The organism is Streptomyces sp. CB02261, from assembly GCF_001905665.1.
In the GTDB taxonomy this organism is placed as follows: domain Bacteria; phylum Actinomycetota; class Actinomycetes; order Streptomycetales; family Streptomycetaceae; genus Streptomyces.
The window spans coordinates 295,283-312,814 of record NZ_LIVX01000008.1 but is presented as its reverse complement, the minus strand read 5'-3'; the positions used below and the strand labels follow the sequence as shown (position 1 = coordinate 312,814).

Here is a 17,532-nt window from a genome sequence, read left to right as displayed (position 1 = left end):
AGCGGATCGAGAAGAGCAGGGAGGCCGTGGCGGCGGGCCCGGCGCCCCCGCCCGCGATGTCGATCCGGACCTCGGCGTTGCGCTTGGCGTGGCGCAGGAGCGAGGCCCGCGCGGTGAGGACGCCCGGCGGGGGCGTCTCCAGGCAGCTCATGTGCGCCGACCTGAGCCGGATGGAACTCTCCGGGCCCATGCGGTACGTGAGCAGCGCGTACCCCGCCAGATCGGCGAGCTGGAGCTGGTCGGGTCCGGAGACCCCGCCGCCCGGCCCCTTCCTCAGGAAGGCGGAGTCGGCCGTCATGGTCAGCGCGTCCGGGCGGACCTCGGTGACCGTGTGGTGCGGCGCGTGCTCGGGGAACCGGCCCCACAGCAGCGCGTTCAACTGCTCTGCGTTCACGCCGCCTCCCGGTGGCCGGACGGGACCGTCACCGCGACCGCCGAGACCAGCAGGTCGTCCCGGGACGCCCACCGGCCGTGCAGCTCGCCGGGGAGGGCGCTCCCCGCGGTGGACTTCGCGATACGGGCACGGAACCCGCCGCCGGCGCCCCGCGGCGCCTCCATCGTCACCTCGACGTCGTCGAAGCCGAGCCAGCGGCCCATCAGCGGGTACCACGTCTTGTAGACGGACTCCTTGGCGCTGAACAGCAGGCGGTCCCAGCAGATCCCCGGGTACCGGTCCGCGTACGCGCGCAGCCACTCCCGCTCGCCGCCGAAGGCCACCACGGGCAGGACGTCGGGGCGCAGCGGGCCGTTCGGTTCGGCGTCGATGCCGAGGGCCAGGACGTCCCGGTCGCGGGCGACCGCCGCCGCCCGGTACCCGGCGCAGTGGGTGATGCTCCCGACCGCGCCCGGCGGCCACAGCGGCTCCCGGCGCCGCCCCCGGAGCAGCGGGCCGGCGGGCAGCCCCAGGGAGGTCAGGGCCCGCCGGGCGCAGAGCCTGGCCGTGCCGAACTCCCGGCGCCGCCCCTCCCTGGCCGCCGCGACCAGGGCCTCCTCCTCGGGGAACAGCGGTGCCGGTTCCAGGTCGTCGAACGCCTCGGCGCAGGCGGTCCCGGCCGGCAGCAGGCCCTCCAGCATCAGCCCTTCCCCTCGGGCCGCTCCACCGGGTGTCGTCGCGCCTGTACGAGGGCCAGCGCGGACGACACCGCCAGCATCGTCAGACACAGCGCCAGCGCGAGTCGCGTCCCCGAGGTGACGCCGAGGCCGGCGACCACGGCGCCGAACACCGCCACCCCGAGCAGCCCGCCCACCTGGCGCATCACGCCGAGGAGACCGCCGGCGGCGCCCGCGTGGGCCGGATCGACCGCGTCCAGAAGGGCGTTGGTCATCGGGGGCGAGGTCGCTCCCGCCCCCAGCCCGATCGGCAGGAAGAACAGCAGCACCAGGGCCGGCGGAGCTCCGGGCCCGGCGAGCAGCAGCGCCAGGCACCCCAGCGCCTCGACCGCCTGGGAGAGCGTGAGGATCCGCCAGGTGCCGAGGCGTGTCATCAGCCTCCCCGCGACGAGGTTGCCGACGAGGGTCAGCGCGGTCAGCGGGACGAACATCAGCCCGGTGACCAGAGGCCCGTGCGCCTTGAGCTGCTGGAAGTACAGGGTGAAGACGAAGACGATGCCGAAGAAGGAGGCGTTCATCACGAAGCCGGTGCCCACCGCCGTCAGCGCGGCGGGCGACCGTACGAGCGCCGGCGGCACCACAGGGTGCGGCGCGCGGATCTCGGCCAGGACGAATCCGGCCGCCGCGAGACCGAAGACCACGAGCGCCCAGCGGCTGAGCGGTCCGTCCTCCACGATCGCGTACGTGAGCGAGGCGAGGCCGACGACGGCGGCCGCCTGCCCGGGGAGATCCAGCGGGGCCGGACGGGGCTCGGACGCGGGCGTCCGGCCCAGCGCCAGACCGAGCGCGCACAGCGGCACGTTGATCCAGAACACGGCCTGCCAGCCGAGGCCGCTGGTCAGGACGCCGCCGACGACGGGCCCCGAGGAGACGGCGACACCGCCGCTCATCGCCCAGAGGGTGATCCGGCGGGCCCGGCTCGCGGCGTCGTCGGCCGACTGCCGGATCAGGGCCAGCGAGGACGGCAGGATCAGCGCGGCCCCCAGGCCCTGGGCCGCCCTGGCCGCGACGAGCCAGGACAGGGACGGCGCGGCCGCGCAGGCCACCGAGGCGGCGCCGAACAGCGCGAGACCGCAGCCGAGTGCCCGGACGGCTCCGATCCGGTCGGAGACCGCGCCCGAGGACAGCAGGGAGGCGGCGAAGACCAGCACGTAGGCGTTGACGACCCACTGCATGCCGCTGATGCCGCCGCCGACGTCCGCGCCGATCACCGGCGCGGCGACGTTCACGACGGTGCTGTCCAGCATGATGAGGAAGAAGCCCAGACAGGCGACCGCGACGCCGAGCGTGGCGCCGGACGGGCGCCCGCCGTCCGCCGTGCCTACCGTGCGGAGGGCTGCGCCGCCGCGACCTGGGACGCCCATGCGGTGATCCTCTCGATCAGTCCGTGGTGGTGCCGGATCCAGCGGAAGTGGTCCAGCGGACGCCCCTCGGCGTCACCGCGGCCATAGTGCCAACGGGTGAGGGCGGCGTGCGGCATCTTGGCGCACAGATGGTCGACGGCCTCGGGCGGCGCGAGGTCGTCGTGCGCGACGTCCACCGCGAGGACCGGCAACGTCACCCGGCGCAGCGCCTGTTCGTAGTCGACGGTCCCGCCGGGAACCGTGTAGCGGCCGGTACGCACCTGCCGGGACCAGTCCCGGATCAGACGGGCCGACTCCCGTCCGGCGAAGCCGAGCCGCTCGCCCGGCCAGTAGCCGATCAGCGCCGCGGTCAGCGCGTACACCTGGCTGAGCAGGAGCCGGCGGGGTCCCGCGAGAGGACCGAAGCAGCGGTACCAGGCGGAGCCGGAGGCGACGAGCACCACGCCGGCGATCCGGGGCTCGCGCAGGCCGCAGTGGATCAGTCCGAGCTGGCCGCCGAGGCTGTGGCCGAGCAGCAGCACGGGCGCGTCGGGGAAGGCGGCGAGCGTCTCCCGCAGGACCGCGCCGATGTCCTCCTCGACGATCTCCCGGTAGCCGAAGTCGACCCCGCGCGCGGGTGCGGGCCGGCTTTCCCCGTGGCCGCGCAGGTCGGTGGTGACCACGGTCATCCCGCGCCGGTGCAGGGCCCTGGCGAGCGGGACGTAGTTCCGCGCGGTCATCCCCATCGCGGGCAGCACCACGACCACGGGCGCCGTGGGGTCGGGCTGGGTCAGCGCGCGCAGGGTCGAGGTCGTGGAGTCCCGCGCGGTGACGCGGGCGAGTACCGGGACACGGGGCTGCTTCACGCACCCTCCAGGTGCCAGCCGACCACCCCGGCGCCCCAGGTGATGCCGGCCCCGAAGGCGGCCACCCCGAGCAGTCCCGAGCCGTCCATCCGGCCGGCCTCGCGGGCGTGCGCGAGCGCGATCGGGATGGACGCAGAGGAGGTGTTGGCCACCCGGTGCACATTGAGGAAGAGCCGTTCCTCGGGGAAGCCGATCTCCTTGGCGACGGCGTGGATGATCCGGGCGTTCGCCTGGTGGGGGACGAACAGGTCCAGGTCGTCGCTGGTCAGGCCCTGGCGTTCGAGGACCTCACGGGTGGCCTCGCTCATCCTCGCGACCGCGTGGACGAAGATCTCCCGGCCGTCCATCCGCAGCTTCCGGTCGTGGCGGTCCGCGTAGAGCGAGGGGATCTGGTCCCCGTCGGAGCCGAGGACGAACCGGGGTGCGGGCGCCCCGGGCACGTCGGTGAGCAGGACGGCACCGGCGCCGTCGCCCAGGAGGACCGCGGTGGAACGGTCGTCGCGGTCGGTGATCCGGGTGAGGGCCTCGGCCCCGCAGACGAGGACGGACTCGGCGCGCCCCGACTCGATCAGCGAGGTGGCGTGGTCGAGGGCGTACACGAACCCGGCGCAGGCGGCGTGCAGGTCGAAGGCCGCCGGATGGGGCAGTCCGAGCCGGGCGGCCACCTCGACCGCGAGCCCGGGGGTGACCCGGTCCGGGGTGGTGGTGGCGACGACCAGGTGACGGATGTCGCCGGGTTCCCGTCCGGCGGAGCGGAGGGCGTCGCGGCAGGCGGCGAGCGCGAGGTCGGCGAGGTGCCCGTCCTCGGGGAGGAAGCGCCGCTCCTTGATGCCGGTCCGTTTGGTGATCCACGCGTCCGAGGTGTCGAGATGGGTGAAGTCGCTGTTGGGCACGACCCGTTCGGGCAGCGCGGCACCGATGCCGGTGATGGCGACGGTCATCGTCGGGCCTCCTGTGTCGCCCCGGGGGCTGTCGGCGCCGCCGGGGGATTCCCCAGATGGACGGCGTGCATGCCGCCGTCGGCGTGCAGGATCTCCCCGGTCACGGTGGCGGAGAGGTCCGAGAGCAGGAAGAGGACGGGTCCGGTGAGCCGGGACACGTCGGCCCGGTCCCAGCCGAGCGGCGCCTCGGCCTCCCAGCGGTCCGCGATCCGGTCGAAGGTGCTGATGCCGCGTCCGGCCACGGTCTCCACCGGGCCGGCGGCGACGAGGTTGACGCGGATGCCGGCCGGGCCCAGATAGAGGGCGAGGTAGCGGCAGACCGCGCCGAGCGCCGCCTTGCTGACGCCCATCCAGTCGTATCCGGGCCAGGCGGCCGTCGAGTCGAAGTCGAGTCCGACGACGCTCCCCGACCCCTTGCCGAGGAGCGGGGCGAGGGAGGTGGTCAGCGCGTGCAGCGAGTAGGCGCTCGTGTGGAAGGCGTAGGCCGCGCTCTCGGCGTCGGCGGTGAGGAAGTTGCCGCTGACGGCGCTCTGCGGGGCCGCCGCCACGGCGTGCAGGACACCGTCGAGGGAGCCCCAGCGGCCGTCGAGGTCCTCGGCGAGGCGGGTGAAGTCCTCGGGCCGGGTGACGTCGAGTTCCAGCACGTCGGGCGGTGTGTCCAGCGAGGCGGCCGCCGACTCGGTGATCCGGCGGGACCGGCCGAAGCCGGTCAGCACGATCTCCGCCCCGGCCTGTTGCAGCGCCGCGGCGGTGTGCCAGGCGATGGAGTCCTCGTTGAGCACCCCGGTGATCAGATAGCGGCGTCCTGCGAAGTCGAGCATCAGTCCTGGCCTTTCAGCGCGCCCGGGGAGGCGAGCACGAGTGCCGCGTTGTGGCCGCCGAACCCGAACGAGGTGGAGAGGCCGAGCAGCCCCCGCCCCGGCCGGGGCGCCGGCAGCCGCCGGGCCGTACGGATCAGGTCCAGCGGGCCGAGCCGCTCGTCCGGCTCGCGCAGCCCCGCCGTGGGCGGCGCGACGGCGTGGCGGAGCGCCTGGAGCGTGACGATGGCCTCCACCGCTCCCGCCGCGCCGAGGAGATGGCCGATCGCGGCCTTGCTCGACGAGATCGGGACGGTGGGGAGCGCGGGGCCGAGCGCCGACCGCAGGGCCTCGCTCTCCAGCTGGTCGTTGAGCACGGTGCCCGTGCCGTGGGCGTTGATGTAGGCGAGGTCCTCCGGAGCGGCCCCCGCCGCGGCCAGCGCCCGGACGACGGCCGTCGCGGCGTGCCGGCCGCTGGGCTCGGGGGCGGTGAGGTGGTGGGCGTCCGAGGTCGCGCCGTAGCCGAGGACCGACCCCAGGACCTCCGCGCCGCGCCGGGCGGCGCCCTCGGCCGTCTCCAGGACCAGCACACCGGCTCCCTCGCCGAGGAGGAATCCGTCGCGGTTGCGGTCGAAGGGCACGGAGGTGCCCGTGGGCGACAGCGCCCCCGCGTTGCGGAAGGCGGCGGCGATCAGCGGCGAGGTGGAGGCCTCCGCGCCGCCGACGACCACGGCGTCGGCGGCACCGGCGGCGAGCAGCCGCATCCCGGCGCCGACGGCCTGGGCGCCGCTGCTGCACGCCGAGGTGACGCACAGGGACTCGCCGGTGAAGCCGTGGACCATCGCGAGGTGCGCGGCCGCCGCGTTCGCCATCATCGTCGGCACCATGAACGGGGAGACGTACTCGTCGCCCTGCCCGGTGAGCACCTCCTGCTGGGCCTCGAAGCTCGCCGTGCCGCCGAGACCGCAGCCGATGACGGTGGCGATCCGCTCGGGCGGGTACGGCGGCGCGCCGCCGCCCGGCAGGCCCGCCTGCGTCAGGGCCTCCTCGGCGGCGACGAGGGTCAGTTGCGTGAACCGGTCGGTGCGGCGCAGCTGTTGGCGGGTGAGGTGATCGCCGGGGCGGAAGCTCTCGCAGTACCCCGTGCCGCCGGACACCCCGCTCTGCCCGGCCACCGCCCGCCGGTGCAGGACGTCGGCTCCGACGCCGAGGGGGGTGACCGCACCGACGCCGGTGATCACTGCTGTGGTCATTCGATGCCGGCTCGGGTACAGCAGACGTTCAGCAGCTGCCCGAAGGTCTCCACGTCGTCGAAGTCCTTCGGCTTCACGGGGATGCCCAGGTCCCGCTTGATGGACTGGCTCAGTTCGACCATGTCGAGCGAGTCGACCTCCAGGTCGTCGAGCGCGGCGTCGGGGACGATGTCGGAGCGGTCGACACCCAGCTCGATGAGGGCGTCGGTGACGAAGGTGGATATCGCGGTGCGGTCGATCACGTCGGACATGTGTCTCCTCGTCGGGAACGGGCGGTGCGGGGCGCGCGGCGGTACGGACCGGGCCGGAGCGGGGCCTGGTCCGGTGGGGCCGCGCGGTGGGGCGGACCGGGTCAGGGGGTGACCGCGCCGGCCTTGCTCGCGTGGAAGGGGGACCAGTGCCACTGGCGCCAGTAGCTCTCGGAGATGTCCAGCCACTCCTCCAGGCGCTGTTCGCTCTGCAGGAAGCGCGAGGCGTTCACCATCAGCCAGCTGTAGACGGCCTGGCTGTCCCGGCAGCCGTTGCAGTCGCCGGAGGTGCAGCAGAACTGCAGCGTCTCGTAGTCGGCGCCCCACGCGTTGAAGCCGGGGATCACCGGGTTGCCGTTGGCCAGCCGGTCGGCGTGGGCCGGGAGGTCGACGCTGATGCTGGGGCAGACGTCGTACCCGAAGCGGCCTCCCCAGTGGGTGGTGCCGGTGATCAGCGTCCTGATGAAGTACGGGTGGCTGATCACGGCGTGCGGGTACAGGTCCCGTACGCGCAGCGCCTCGTCCAGGATCCGCCGCTCGTTCGCGATCTGGATCGGGTTCTCGGTGCCGTGCTCGCTGTAGAAGTTGAAGGTGACGATGTTGCCGTTCTCGGCGATCTTGCGCACGGTCGGCTCGATGTGGCCGACGCCGTCCTCGGAGAGCGCGAAGATGAACATGACCCGGGGGTCGTCCTTGTAGTGGGACAGCGCCGTGTCGAAGAGGCCGCTGAACTTGGAGCCGTTGACCCGGATCGCCCGCAGGTCGTCGTCGAGCGGGCCGCCGCCGAAGATGCTGACGGCGATCGCGATCTCCTCGAAACCCTGCTTGGGCATCGGGCGGAGGCCGTTGGTCGAGATGGTGATGTACGGGAGCTGCCCGACGAACGCCTCGACGCGGCGCGGTACGAGGGTGGGCTCGCCGCCGATCAGCGTGGCCTGGTTGACGCCCTCCTCCCGGAGCCGGCCGGCGAAGGCGCGGATCTTGTCGACGTCCGACAGTTCGCTCACGGCGGTGTCGAAGCCGCCCTCGAAGTACCAGCAGCCCTTGCAGCGGATGTTGCACGCGTTGGTCAGGTGGACCTCGCAGGAGCGGACGGTACGGCCGAGCCGGCGGACGCGGTGGAGGCGCTCGGCGAGGTCCGGGCGGTCCGCCAGCAGAGCAGCGGTGCGTTCCTTGGCCTCTTTGCGGCTCGGCGGACGCTCCGTGATCGTCACGGGTGTAGCCATGAGGTGGGCTCCTCTGTCGTGGGGGACCTGATGGTCAGTCACTCGGGCAGGGTCAGACCGAGCTTCTGGATGCGGGGGGTGACCTTCTCCCGCCACAGGTCGCAGGCCTCGCCGTTGGTGGTCTTGCGCAGGCCGAACTTGACGGCGAGGCGGGCACGCTCGGAGCGCGGGCTGCCGAAGATCTTCACGAACGTCGGCCAGAGCCGGTCGAGGGCCTGCTGGAGCTCTTCGCGGCCCTCCTCGGTCTGCGCGAGGTTGCGGCAGACGCGGGCGCCGTGGGCGATGTGCACCTTCTCGTCCAGGATGATGGTGCGGACGGCCTCGGCCCAGGGCTTGTAGCTGCTCTCCGCGAACTCGGAGATCATGACCATGGCGGTCTCCTCGCCGATGTACGAGAAGATGCCGCGCTCGGCCCAGGTCGTACAGGTGTGGAGCGTCTGGTCGGCGAACATGGTCCGCTCGGCCAGCGTCTGCGTCTCCATGTAGCCGGTGTCGACACCGACGTTGGCGAGCACCGCCTTGCCTAGCTTGTAGTGGTCGTACTCCTCGACCGCGCGCTCGGCGCAGACCTGGCGCTCCTCGGCGTTGGGGGCCAGCGGCAGGAAGACCTGTATGTAGTCGTCGCCGCCGGACAGCTCGCCCTCCGTGTTGACCATGATCTGTCGCAGGGCGATCTCACGGTATTCCTCCGGCATTGCGAGGAACTCGTCCGGAGTTCTGACAACTACCGCTTCGCCATCCAAAAGGGACATGCCCATGGTGCTTTCACCTCGTCCGAATAGGCGGCCGGGCATGACGCCTGCGTCATGCCGGGACCGTGACTTGGAGGACCGTCCTGGAAGGCCCGCCGGCGGGAACCGGCCTGCTGTCAGGACGCAGCAACCTTCGGTCGCGAGGGACTGGCTGGCAAGTGGTGTCTCAAACGCGGCGTAGTAATTCGGCTGTATAAACGGGATATGAACGCGGGGAACGAAAGGGGGCATATGGGCGTTTAAAGGAGGTCCAGATCCGCCCCAAAGCGCCCTTTAGGGGCGCGGTGGCGCGCTGTCCAGGGAATGGATGCTACGCGGCGGTAACCGGTCCGAGGTGGCGGAATATTCTGTTCAGCGAGGTGGAGGGCTGAATTCCGTCGATGGCTGCGGCAATGTGCCGACAGAATCTGCCGAGATGAATCAGATCGCCGAAAGGCATCGGGGTTCAGCCGAAAACAGCACACCCCAAGAATTCGATCTTGACTGATAGTCATCCCTTGGCCAGGGTGAAGCCCGGTTCGGACGCCGGAACTGAGCCAAACGCAGCTATTTCAGCCAGTCGGCTCGTCCGAAAACTCGCTAGTAAACGACGCGCCGGCGCATGCAGACCGGTTGGGAGTGCCATGAACGCGATCACCCGCGACGCCTTCGACACGGAGTTCCGCACCTTCCTGTCGACCTTCGAACTCGACGTCGACCTGGCCACCGTCACGGCCGACGACAACCTCTTCGACCAGGGAGTACTCGACTCCTTCAGCGTCCTGAGAGTGATCGTCCTCGTGGAGCGGCTACGCGGCGAGCCCGTCGACCTCGAACATGCCGGGATCGAGTCCTTCGCCTCGATCTCCACCATCTACGAGAGCTTCATCGCCGACTGATGGGCCGTCACCGAACCACGCACGAGGGGGCGGCATGAGGAGCATCGCGTTTCTCTCCCCGGACTTCCTCGCGAACCCCTGGCCCCGGTACGCCCACTTCCGCGAGGAGCAGCCGGTCTGGTGGTCCGACGAGATACGGATGTTCTGCGTCTTCCGCCACCGGGACATCAGAGCCTGTCTGACCGGCCCGGACTACACCGTCGAATACCCCTTCCGGGTCAGCCGCCAGGTCTTCGGCGAGACCCTCCTCGACCTCGACGGCCCCCGCCACACGCGGTTGCGCCGCCCCCTCGCCGGACTCCTGCTCGGCCGGCGCGACAACGTCGCCTTCCGTGCCGCCGCCGAGGAGCGGGCCCGCACGGCGGTGGCCGCGCTGCGCCCGGGAACCGTACTGGACATGGTGAGCGGCCCGGCACGCGCCGTACCGCTGACCGCCACCGCCACCTTCCTCGGCATCCCGACCGAACGGCACGACTGGCTGCTGCACACCGTGGAGTACCTGGTGAGCCATCTGGACGGCAGCAGCGGGGACTTCGCCCGCGCCTCCGCCCTGCGCGCGGAGCTGGAGGAGTACCTGGTCGGGCTCATGTCCACCGGGGCGCCTCGCCGGTCCATGCTCGGAGAGGTCCACACCTGGGTCCGCGACGGCGAGATCACCACGGCGGAGGCGGTCGGGCTGGCCACCCTCACCCTCGCCGCCGGCTTCGAGACCTCGACGGGCCTGATCTCCAACACCCTGCACTGCCTGGCCCGTCACCCCGAGCACGCGGCCGCGGCGGCCGGTGACAGCGGCCGGCTGCGGAGCTTCCTCAAGGAGACGCTCCGCTGGGAGCCGCCGCAGCACGACACCGTCCGGTTCGCCCGCCGGGACACCACCCTGGCCGGGGTGCGCATCCCGGCCGGGAGCGCACTCAAACTCGTGCTCGCCAGCGGCAACCGGGACGCCGAGGTGTTCGACCACGCCGAGGAGTTCCGGCCGGACCGGTCCACCCACGGCTCGCTGACCTTCGGGCACGGATCCCACTCCTGCCTCGGCACCCACATCGCGCTCGACGTCGCCGAGGCCTTCATCGGGGCCCTGCTGGCCCGCTTCCCCGGGCTGCGGGCGGTGGACGACCCGATGCCGCCGATCACCGGCTCGACCTTCCGCAGGCCGCAGGCCCTGCGGATGCGGCTGGGACCCAAAGGAGAGTCATGACTGTTCTCGGAGCACCCGAGGCCGCCGTCGACCGCGCGCGGCGACTGGCCGAACTGTGGTGCGCGGCCCTGGAGATCGACGCCGACGGCGACACCTCGGGTACCTTCTTCGAACTCGGCGGCTACTCACTGCTCGCGCTCTCCCTCGCCGAGGAGATCGGCCGGGAGTTCGGCGTCGCCGCACCCCGCACCCTGGTGTTCGAGCACGACTCCCTCGGCCGGCTGCTCGGCTGGCTGGAGACGGCGCCCGCCGCGCCCGCCGATGACGCGCCCGCCGATGACGCGCCCGCCGTGGACGCGCCCCTCGTGGGCGCGCCCGTCGGCACCGCCGTGGACGCCCCGGAGGCCGGGGACGCACCGGCGGGCACGCCGGCCGAGACGGACCGCTTCCCGCTCAGTGAACTCCAGCAGGCGTACCTCGTCGGCGAGCACAGCGGCCTGCCCCTGTCCGGCCCCGCCGTCTTCCACGAGGAGTACGAGTGCGCCCCGCTCGACGTGGCGGCCCTGCGCTCCGCGCTGACGGTCCTGGCCGAGCGCCACGGCATGCTCCGCGCCCGCTTCCACGACGACGGCACCCAGAGCCTCGGGCCGGTGGCCGGCGCCTGCCCCGTGGAGTTCCGGGACCTCACCGCCATGACGCCCGACGAAGCCGGACAGACACTGCGCGCGAGCCTCTCGGAGCTGCGGGCCGAGCAGCCGCCGCTCGGGTCCGGCACCAACCTCCGGCTCCGGGTCTTCGGCCTCGGCCCGCTCCACCGCGTCCAGGTCTGGGGCCGGCTCCTCGTCTTCGACGGACAGTCCGGGACCGTCTTCGCCGACGAACTGCGCACCCTCCTCGACGGCGGGACCCTCGCACCCCTGGAGTACGACTACGCCGCCTACCGCCGAGCCGCGGAGGCCGAGCGGAGCACGAAGACCTACGCGGCCGCCCGCGCGTACTGGACTAGGCGCGCCGGATCGCTGCCCTCCTCGCCCGTCCTGCCCCTGCGCCCCGCCGGCCGTACCACCGGCGACGGCCCGGTCACCCGCCGCTCGTTCGTGTTGCCCACCGACGCCTGGGAACGCTTCGGCGCCCTGGTGCGCGCGCAGGGACTCACCCCGGCGACCGCGCTCGGCGCGGCCTTCTGCGACATCCTCGGCCACTGGTCGAAGGACCAGCACTTCGTCCTGAACGTCATGTACGGCGAGCGGCGCCCGTACCACCCGCACGTCGACCGGGTGGTCGGCAACTTCTCCAGCACCCTGCTCCTGGAACGGGGGCCGCGCACCCCCGGCGGGACGTTCGCCGAGCGGGCCGCCGAGCTGCGCGACCGGCTGCACGAGGGCCTGGAGCACGGCGTCGTCAGCGGCGTCGAGGTCCTCCGCGAGGCCAACCGCAGCTCCCGCCGCCTGGACGGGATGGCGGCGGTCGTCTTCGCCCCCGTCCTCGGCCCCGGCACCCAGGGCGGCGTCTTCCTGGAACGGCTCGGCTGGCGCCGGCTCCACGGTGGGGTGCACACCCCCCAGGTCGCCTTCGACCACCAGGCCTTCGAGCTGTGCACCGGACTCCTCGTCAACTGGGACACCCTGGACGACCGCTTCCCCGAGGGCCTCGTCGACGAGATGTTCCACGCCTACCGCGGCCTCCTCACCGAGCTCTCCTCCTCCCCCGAGGCCTGGAAGCGCAGCACGTTCGACCTGACCCCGCCCGGCGGCCCCGCCGCCCGCCGCGCCGCCAACGACACCCGCCGCCCCCGCGCGGCCACCACCCTGCACGGGCTCTTCCGCGAGCGCCTCGCCGAGCATCCCGACCGGCCCGCCGTCCTCACCGGCGAGCACACCGTGACCTACCGCCGCCTGGACGCCCACGCCCGCGCCGTGGCCGACGCGCTCGCCGCCGCAGGGCACACCCCGGGGGAGCCCGTCGGCGTCGTGGCCGCGAGGGGCTGGGAGCAGGTGGCCGCGCTGCTCGGGGTGCTCTACCACGGAGGGGCCTACGTCCCGCTCGCCCCGGACTGGCCCGAACAGCGCCACCGGCAGGTGATCGAGCGGGCCCGGCTGCGGACCGTGCTCGCCGGCCCCGGCTTCCTCGCCGACGACGGGGCACGCCCCACGGTGGTCGACCTGACGGCGGCGCTCGACCGGCCCGCGGCCGACCGCCGGAGCGAGCCCCTCCCCGTGCCCGAGGACCCGCAGGCCCTGGCGTACGTCCTGTTCACCTCGGGCACCACCGGCGTGCCCAAGGGGGTGATGATCCGTCACGACAGCGCGGCCAACACGGTCCTGGACCTGAACGAGCGGTGCGGCCTCGGCCCCGACGACCGGCTGCTCATGGTCTCCGAGTACACCTTCGACCTCTCCGTGTACGACGTCTTCGGCGCGCTCGCGGCCGGCGCGGCCGTCATCGCCGCCGACCTGCCCCGGGGCGAGATCGGCGAGCTGTACCGACTGGCGACCGACCTGGAAGCCACCCTCTGGAACAGCGTCCCCGCCTACTTCGGCCTCCTCGCCGACTACGCCCGCAGCGGCGGCCACGCCCCGGTCGGCTCCCTGCGCCACGTGCTGCTCAGCGGGGACTGGGTACCGCTGAACGTCACGGACGACCTGGCCACCGTCGCGCCCCGGGCCCGCTGCCTGGCGCTCGGCGGCGCCACCGAGGCCTCCATCTGGTCCAACGTCCAGGAGATACCCCGCGAGGGAGTCCCCGCCGCGTGGACCTCCGTACCGTACGGACGCCCGCTCACCAACCAGCACTACGCCGTCCTCGACGACGAGCTCGCCGACCGGCCCGACTGGGTCCCCGGCGAGCTGTACATCGGCGGCAGGGGCCTGGCCGACGGCTACCTGAACGCCCCGGAGACCACGGCCCGGGCCTTCCTCACCCGGCCCGGCACCGGGGAACGGCTCTACCGCACCGGCGACTGGGGCCGCTACTGGCCGGACGGGACCCTGGAGTTCCTCGGCCGCCAGGACCAGCAGACCAAGGTGAACGGCTTCCGGGTCGAACTCGGCGAGATCGAGACGCACCTCCTCGCCTGCCCCGGCGTCGCCGACGCGATCGTCCTGGCCCGGCCCTCGGCCGGCGGCACCGCACTCGTCGCCCACCTGGTCGCCACGACCGGCACGGACGGCGAGGACCTCGTGGACCGCGCCCGGCGGCACCTGCGGGAGACCGTCCCTCCCCAGCTCGTGCCGCGCACCTACCGCCTCCACGCCCGGCTCCCGCTCACCGACAACGGCAAGGTCGACCGGGCCGCGCTGGCCACCGCCGAGAGCGGGACCACCGGAGCCCGGAGCGACGCACCCCCCGCGCGCCTCCCGGCGGCCTCCGGGGCCGGCGCCGTGGTGCTCCGCCTCTGGACGGAGCTGCTCGGCCCGGCCACACCCGACTCCGACTTCTTCGACCAGGGCGGCGACTCCCTGACCGCCGCCCGCATGATGAACCGCCTCGAAGCCGAACTCGGCACCCGCCTCCCGCTCACCGCCCTGTACGAGACGGCCACGCCCGCGGGCCTCGCCGCCCTTCTCACCGAGGCGGCCGCCACCGGTCGCGGCACCCCCGGACCGCCCGCCGCCGTCCCCTGCCTGAGCCGGCTCTCCGCCGCCTCGGGCCCGCCCCTCGTCCTGATCCACCCGGTGGGCGGCGACGTCCTCTGCTACCGGCCCCTGCTCTCCCGGCTCGCCCGCGACCACACCGTCTGGGGCCTGCGCGCCCCCGGCACCCTCGGCGAACGCCCGCCCCTGCGCTCCGTCGCCGAACTCGCCCGGGAGTACGCGGCGGAACTCCGCCCCCTGTTCGCCGACGGCGCCCCGGTACGCCTCGCCGGCTGGTCGTTCGGGTCGCTGGTCGCCCACGAGACCGCCCGCCTGCTCGCGGCCGGCGAGAACCGGAGCACCGGCGCCGACGTGGTGATGCTGGACCCGTGGCTGGCCTTCGGCGACGCCACGGCCGGAGAGCACGAGCTGATCAGCTCGTTCTTCCACAACCTCTCCGGCGGCAGGGCCGACATACCCGCCGGGCTCCTCACCGGGCTCACCGGTGAGGCGGCCCTCGGCCGCGCCCTGGAGCTCGCCACCGCCGGACACCCGGCGCTCGGCTCGCTGACCTCCGGCAGCCTGCGCACCCTGTTCGCCCTCTACCGGGCCCACAGCGAGGCCATCGCCGGACACCGGTTCACCCCCGACGACGCCGTACGCACGCACGTGCTGGAGTCGGAGCACGGCCTCGGCGGCGCGTCCGGCCGGTACCTCCGCCCGCTCAGCCGCGTGCTCACCGCACACGGCACCCCGGCGCCCGCGTCCGTCTCCTTCCGACGGGTACCCGGCGACCACTTCGCGATCGTCGCCGAGGAACAGGCCGAACTCACGGCCGGGCTGATCCTCGAGAGCGTGAGGAGCCGGTGACCGTACCTCACTGTCAGGTCGTGGGCTTCGGCGCCGCCGCGCTGGGCATCCCGCTCGCGGCGGACCGGGCCGGACACCTCTCCCGGCTCGCCGGCGCCGGACTCCGCTTCCTGGACGCCGCACCGGACCGGGAAAGGCTGCTGCGCTCCCGCTTCCCGTACGCCATCCACTCCAACTCCCGGGCCGGCGACTTCACCGACGGCGTGTGCCCGACGGGGGTCCTCGGCCGCGCGCTCCGCATGCCCGCGGGCCGGGAACTCGCCCTGGCCGTGGAACAGGCCGTACCGCTGCGGCTCGTGGGCCGGTTCCTCAACGACATCGCCGACGTCCTCGAACAGGACGTGCTCTCACCCACTGCCGTTCGGCTCGGCGCGCGCGTCGCCGAACTCCGCCGCAACGACGACGGCACCTGGACGAGCCTCGGCGCGGACGGCACGGAACTGACGACCTCGGCCCACGTCGTCCTCGCCACCGGAGGCTGGGAGGACACCGACCGGACCGCGCGTGACCTCGGCGTACCGCCCGAGCGGGTCGTCGCCTCCGCCGAGCTGCTCAGCGGGGCGCTCGACCGGGCGAGCGCGGTGCTGCGCGGCGGCGGCCGGATCGTCGTCGTCGGCGCCTCGCACAGCGGGTTCGCGACGGTGGAACTGCTCCTGGAGCGGCTCGGCCACCGGCTCACGGCCGGCGCCATCACCGTCGTCCACCGTTCGCTCTCCCTGTCGTACGACAGCATGCAGCGGGCCCGCGCGGAGGGGCCCCTGACGGGGCAGACCCTGACGGTCTGTCCGGACACCGGCAAGGTGAACCGCTTCAGCGGACTCCGGGGCCGCAGCCGCCAGATGTGCGAACGGGTCATCGGCGGCGTCGAGCCACGGGTCCGGCTGTGCGCCGCCGGCAGTGCGGAGGCCAGGCGGGCGACCGCCGACTCCGCGCTCCTCGTCCACGCCTCCGGCTACCGGACGGCCGACGTTCCCCTGCGCACGGCGTCCGGCGAATGGATCCCGCTCCGCACCCGGCGCGGCACCACGGCCGTGGACGACGGCTGCCGCGTCCTCTCCCGGCACGGCGGCCCCGTCCCCGGGGTGTACGCCCTCGGCCTCGGCTACCCGCGGATCGGTGACGACGGCGTCGGCCGGGTCGGGATCAACCTCTTCCACGGCACCGACGCGGACCGGATCGTCCGGGCACTGGACCCCGCACCGACCTCAGCACCGAACGACGAAAGGGCACCCTCATGGCAAGGGCGATAGGCAACACTCCGGGCTCCAGCGAGGAGCACCAGTGGACGAACAGCCTGGAGCGCGGCCGCGTCCCCGGACCCCGGCTGCCGCAGCAGACCGTCGTGGACGGCACCGGGCCCAGCACCCGCAGCGTCCACGCCGGAACGTACGTGGACCCCGTCACCGGCGCCGTCGGCACCCCGATCTTCCAGAGCAGCACCTTCGTCTTCTCCGAGGACACCTACAAGGCCTTCGACCAGGGCCACATCCGTGACGTGGCGATCTACGGCCGGTACGGATCGCCCAACCAGTGGGCGGTCCAGGAGAAGATCGCGGCCCTGGAGAACGGGGAGAGCTCCCTGCTCTTCTCCTCCGGGATGGCGGCCATCACCACCGCGCTCCTGGCCCTCACCAACCACGGCGGGCACATCGTCAGCTCCCGCGACGTCTACGGCGGCACGTACAACCTGCTGCGCGAGGACATGCACCAGCTCGGCCGCACCGTGACCTTCGTCGACCCCACCGACATCGAGGAGATCCGCGCGGCCGTGCGGGACGAGACGCAGGTGCTCTTCTTCGAGACCCTGACGAACCCGCTGCTCAAGGCGATCCCCCTGGTCGAGCTCGGCCGGCTGGCCAAGGAGCTCGACCTGCTCCTCGTCATCGACAACACCTTCCTCACCCCGCTGTACGCCCGCCCGCTGGAGCACGGCGCGCACATCGTCATCCACAGCTGTACGAAGTACCTCAACGGCCACAGCGACGTCACCGCCGGCGTGGCCACCGGACCGCGCAAGTACGTGGACCGCCTGTGGAGCCAGATGCTGAAGTTCGGCGGCTCCCTCGACGCGATGATGTGCTTCCTCCTGGAGCGCGGCCTCAAGACCCTCGTACCCCGGATGCGCGCGCACGCGGAGAACGCCGCCGCCGTCGCCGCCTTCCTCGCCCAGCACCCCGCGGTGCGCCGCGTGCACCACCCCTCGCTGGCCGACTACCCGTACAAGGACCTGTTCGACTACAGCCCCGACGCCTGGGGCGGGATGGTGAGCTTCGAGGTCGAGTCCGGGGACGAGGGCGCCCTGCGGCTCCTCGACCGGCTGCGGGTGCCCGTGGTGGCCACCAGCCTCGGCGGAGTGGAGTCCCTGGTCAGCCTGCCGTTCAACACCTCGCACAGCGTCCTGACCGAGCGTCAGCGCCGGGAGGTCGGCATCGAGCCGGGACTCGTGCGGTTCTCCGTCGGCATCGAGGACGCCGAGGACCTGATCGCGGACCTGGACCAGGCACTTACCGGCCTGTGAGCACCCGCCCCACCCCCGCA

At 73.0% G+C, this 17,532-nt stretch carries 15 protein-coding genes; 5 read left to right on the top strand and 10 right to left on the bottom strand.

The features are described 5' to 3' along the window. From AMK29_RS26610 to AMK29_RS26565, 10 genes are all read right to left on the bottom strand, one after another. The coding region (locus AMK29_RS26610) for a hypothetical protein (protein WP_158071360.1) at nt 1-394 on the bottom strand (394 nt) is incomplete at its 3' end. After that, nucleotides 391-1,074, bottom strand: a complete 684-nt coding sequence (locus AMK29_RS26605) for a 4'-phosphopantetheinyl transferase family protein (protein WP_073817789.1) — start codon at nt 1,072-1,074, stop codon at nt 391-393. The genes AMK29_RS26610 and AMK29_RS26605, both read right to left, overlap by 4 nt. Continuing rightward, complete coding sequence (locus AMK29_RS26600; protein ID WP_073817786.1) at nt 1,074-2,474, bottom strand: MFS transporter; 1,401 nt, start codon at nt 2,472-2,474, stop codon at nt 1,074-1,076. The genes AMK29_RS26605 and AMK29_RS26600 overlap by 1 nt, the downstream gene beginning before the upstream one ends. Then, complete coding sequence (locus AMK29_RS26595) at nt 2,432-3,319, bottom strand: alpha/beta hydrolase family protein (protein WP_073817784.1); 888 nt, start codon at nt 3,317-3,319, stop codon at nt 2,432-2,434. The genes AMK29_RS26600 and AMK29_RS26595 overlap by 43 nt, the downstream gene beginning before the upstream one ends. Further along, nucleotides 3,316-4,260, bottom strand: a complete 945-nt coding sequence (locus AMK29_RS26590; protein ID WP_073817781.1) for a beta-ketoacyl-ACP synthase III — start codon at nt 4,258-4,260, stop codon at nt 3,316-3,318. The genes AMK29_RS26595 and AMK29_RS26590 overlap by 4 nt, the downstream gene beginning before the upstream one ends. Then, on the bottom strand, nt 4,257-5,081 hold the full coding sequence (gene fabI, locus AMK29_RS26585) for an enoyl-ACP reductase FabI (protein WP_198942340.1): 825 nt from the start codon (nt 5,079-5,081) through the stop codon (nt 4,257-4,259). Before fabI ends, AMK29_RS26590 begins: the two co-directional genes overlap by 4 nt. Continuing rightward, the gene (locus AMK29_RS26580) at nt 5,081-6,310 is read right to left on the bottom strand and encodes a beta-ketoacyl-[acyl-carrier-protein] synthase family protein (protein ID WP_073817780.1); all 1,230 of its coding nucleotides are present in this window, start codon (nt 6,308-6,310) and stop codon (nt 5,081-5,083) included. The genes fabI and AMK29_RS26580 overlap by 1 nt, the downstream gene beginning before the upstream one ends. Then, on the bottom strand, nt 6,307-6,561 hold the full coding sequence (locus tag AMK29_RS26575) for an acyl carrier protein (protein WP_198942339.1): 255 nt from the start codon (nt 6,559-6,561) through the stop codon (nt 6,307-6,309). Before AMK29_RS26575 ends, AMK29_RS26580 begins: the two co-directional genes overlap by 4 nt. A gap of 101 nt (nt 6,562-6,662) precedes the next feature. Next, nucleotides 6,663-7,784 carry a radical SAM protein gene (locus AMK29_RS26570; protein ID WP_073817777.1) on the bottom strand — a complete coding sequence of 374 codons (1,122 nt, stop codon included), beginning with the start codon at nt 7,782-7,784 and terminating at the stop codon, nt 6,663-6,665. A 38-nt stretch (nt 7,785-7,822) separates the two neighbouring features. Next, nucleotides 7,823-8,479 carry a Phenylacetic acid catabolic protein gene (locus AMK29_RS26565; protein ID WP_073817776.1) on the bottom strand — a complete coding sequence of 219 codons (657 nt, stop codon included), beginning with the start codon at nt 8,477-8,479 and terminating at the stop codon, nt 7,823-7,825. A 680-nt stretch (nt 8,480-9,159) separates the two neighbouring features. Here AMK29_RS26565 and AMK29_RS26560 point away from each other — a divergent pair. From AMK29_RS26560 to AMK29_RS26540, 5 genes are read left to right on the top strand one after another with little or no spacing between them, the layout of a single operon-like run. Continuing rightward, entirely contained in the window at nt 9,160-9,414 is a 255-nt protein-coding gene (locus AMK29_RS26560; RefSeq protein WP_073817773.1) for a phosphopantetheine-binding protein, read from the top strand. Nucleotides 9,415-9,448: 34 nt separating this feature from the next. Next, nucleotides 9,449-10,612: a cytochrome P450 gene (locus AMK29_RS26555; RefSeq protein WP_073817771.1), complete on the top strand. Its 1,164-nt coding sequence runs from the start codon at nt 9,449-9,451 to the stop codon at nt 10,610-10,612. Then, a complete protein-coding gene (locus AMK29_RS26550) occupies nt 10,609-14,994 on the top strand; it encodes a non-ribosomal peptide synthetase (RefSeq protein ID WP_079197152.1) in 4,386 nt (1,461 codons plus the stop codon). The genes AMK29_RS26555 and AMK29_RS26550 overlap by 4 nt, the downstream gene beginning before the upstream one ends. Continuing rightward, the gene (locus AMK29_RS26545) at nt 14,991-16,244 is read left to right on the top strand and encodes a hypothetical protein (protein WP_143202948.1); all 1,254 of its coding nucleotides are present in this window, start codon (nt 14,991-14,993) and stop codon (nt 16,242-16,244) included. The genes AMK29_RS26550 and AMK29_RS26545 overlap by 4 nt, the downstream gene beginning before the upstream one ends. Then, on the top strand, nt 16,229-17,512 hold the full coding sequence (locus AMK29_RS26540) for a trans-sulfuration enzyme family protein (protein WP_073817766.1): 1,284 nt from the start codon (nt 16,229-16,231) through the stop codon (nt 17,510-17,512). The genes AMK29_RS26545 and AMK29_RS26540 overlap by 16 nt, the downstream gene beginning before the upstream one ends. The last annotated feature ends 20 nt before the right edge of the window (nt 17,513-17,532 follow it).

Bases quoted from the DNA above. Each gene is read 5' to 3' on its own strand.
- AMK29_RS26605 (WP_073817789.1), bottom strand. From the start codon at position 1,074: ATGCTGGAGGGCCTGCTGCCGGCCGGGACCGCCTGCGCCGAGGCGTTC.
- AMK29_RS26600 (WP_073817786.1), bottom strand. From the start codon at position 2,474: ATGGGCGTCCCAGGTCGCGGCGGCGCAGCCCTCCGCACGGTAGGCACG.
- AMK29_RS26590 (WP_073817781.1), bottom strand. From the start codon at position 4,260: ATGACCGTCGCCATCACCGGCATCGGTGCCGCGCTGCCCGAACGGGTC.
- fabI (WP_198942340.1), bottom strand. From the start codon at position 5,081: ATGCTCGACTTCGCAGGACGCCGCTATCTGATCACCGGGGTGCTCAAC.
- AMK29_RS26580 (WP_073817780.1), bottom strand. From the start codon at position 6,310: ATGACCACAGCAGTGATCACCGGCGTCGGTGCGGTCACCCCCCTCGGC.
- AMK29_RS26575 (WP_198942339.1), bottom strand. From the start codon at position 6,561: ATGTCCGACGTGATCGACCGCACCGCGATATCCACCTTCGTCACCGAC.
- AMK29_RS26570 (WP_073817777.1), bottom strand. From the start codon at position 7,784: ATGGCTACACCCGTGACGATCACGGAGCGTCCGCCGAGCCGCAAAGAG.
- AMK29_RS26565 (WP_073817776.1), bottom strand. From the start codon at position 8,479: ATGCCGGAGGAATACCGTGAGATCGCCCTGCGACAGATCATGGTCAAC.
- AMK29_RS26560 (WP_073817773.1), top strand. From the start codon at position 9,160: ATGAACGCGATCACCCGCGACGCCTTCGACACGGAGTTCCGCACCTTC.
- AMK29_RS26555 (WP_073817771.1), top strand. From the start codon at position 9,449: ATGAGGAGCATCGCGTTTCTCTCCCCGGACTTCCTCGCGAACCCCTGG.
- AMK29_RS26550 (WP_079197152.1), top strand. From the start codon at position 10,609: ATGACTGTTCTCGGAGCACCCGAGGCCGCCGTCGACCGCGCGCGGCGA.
- AMK29_RS26540 (WP_073817766.1), top strand. From the start codon at position 16,229: ATGGCAAGGGCGATAGGCAACACTCCGGGCTCCAGCGAGGAGCACCAG.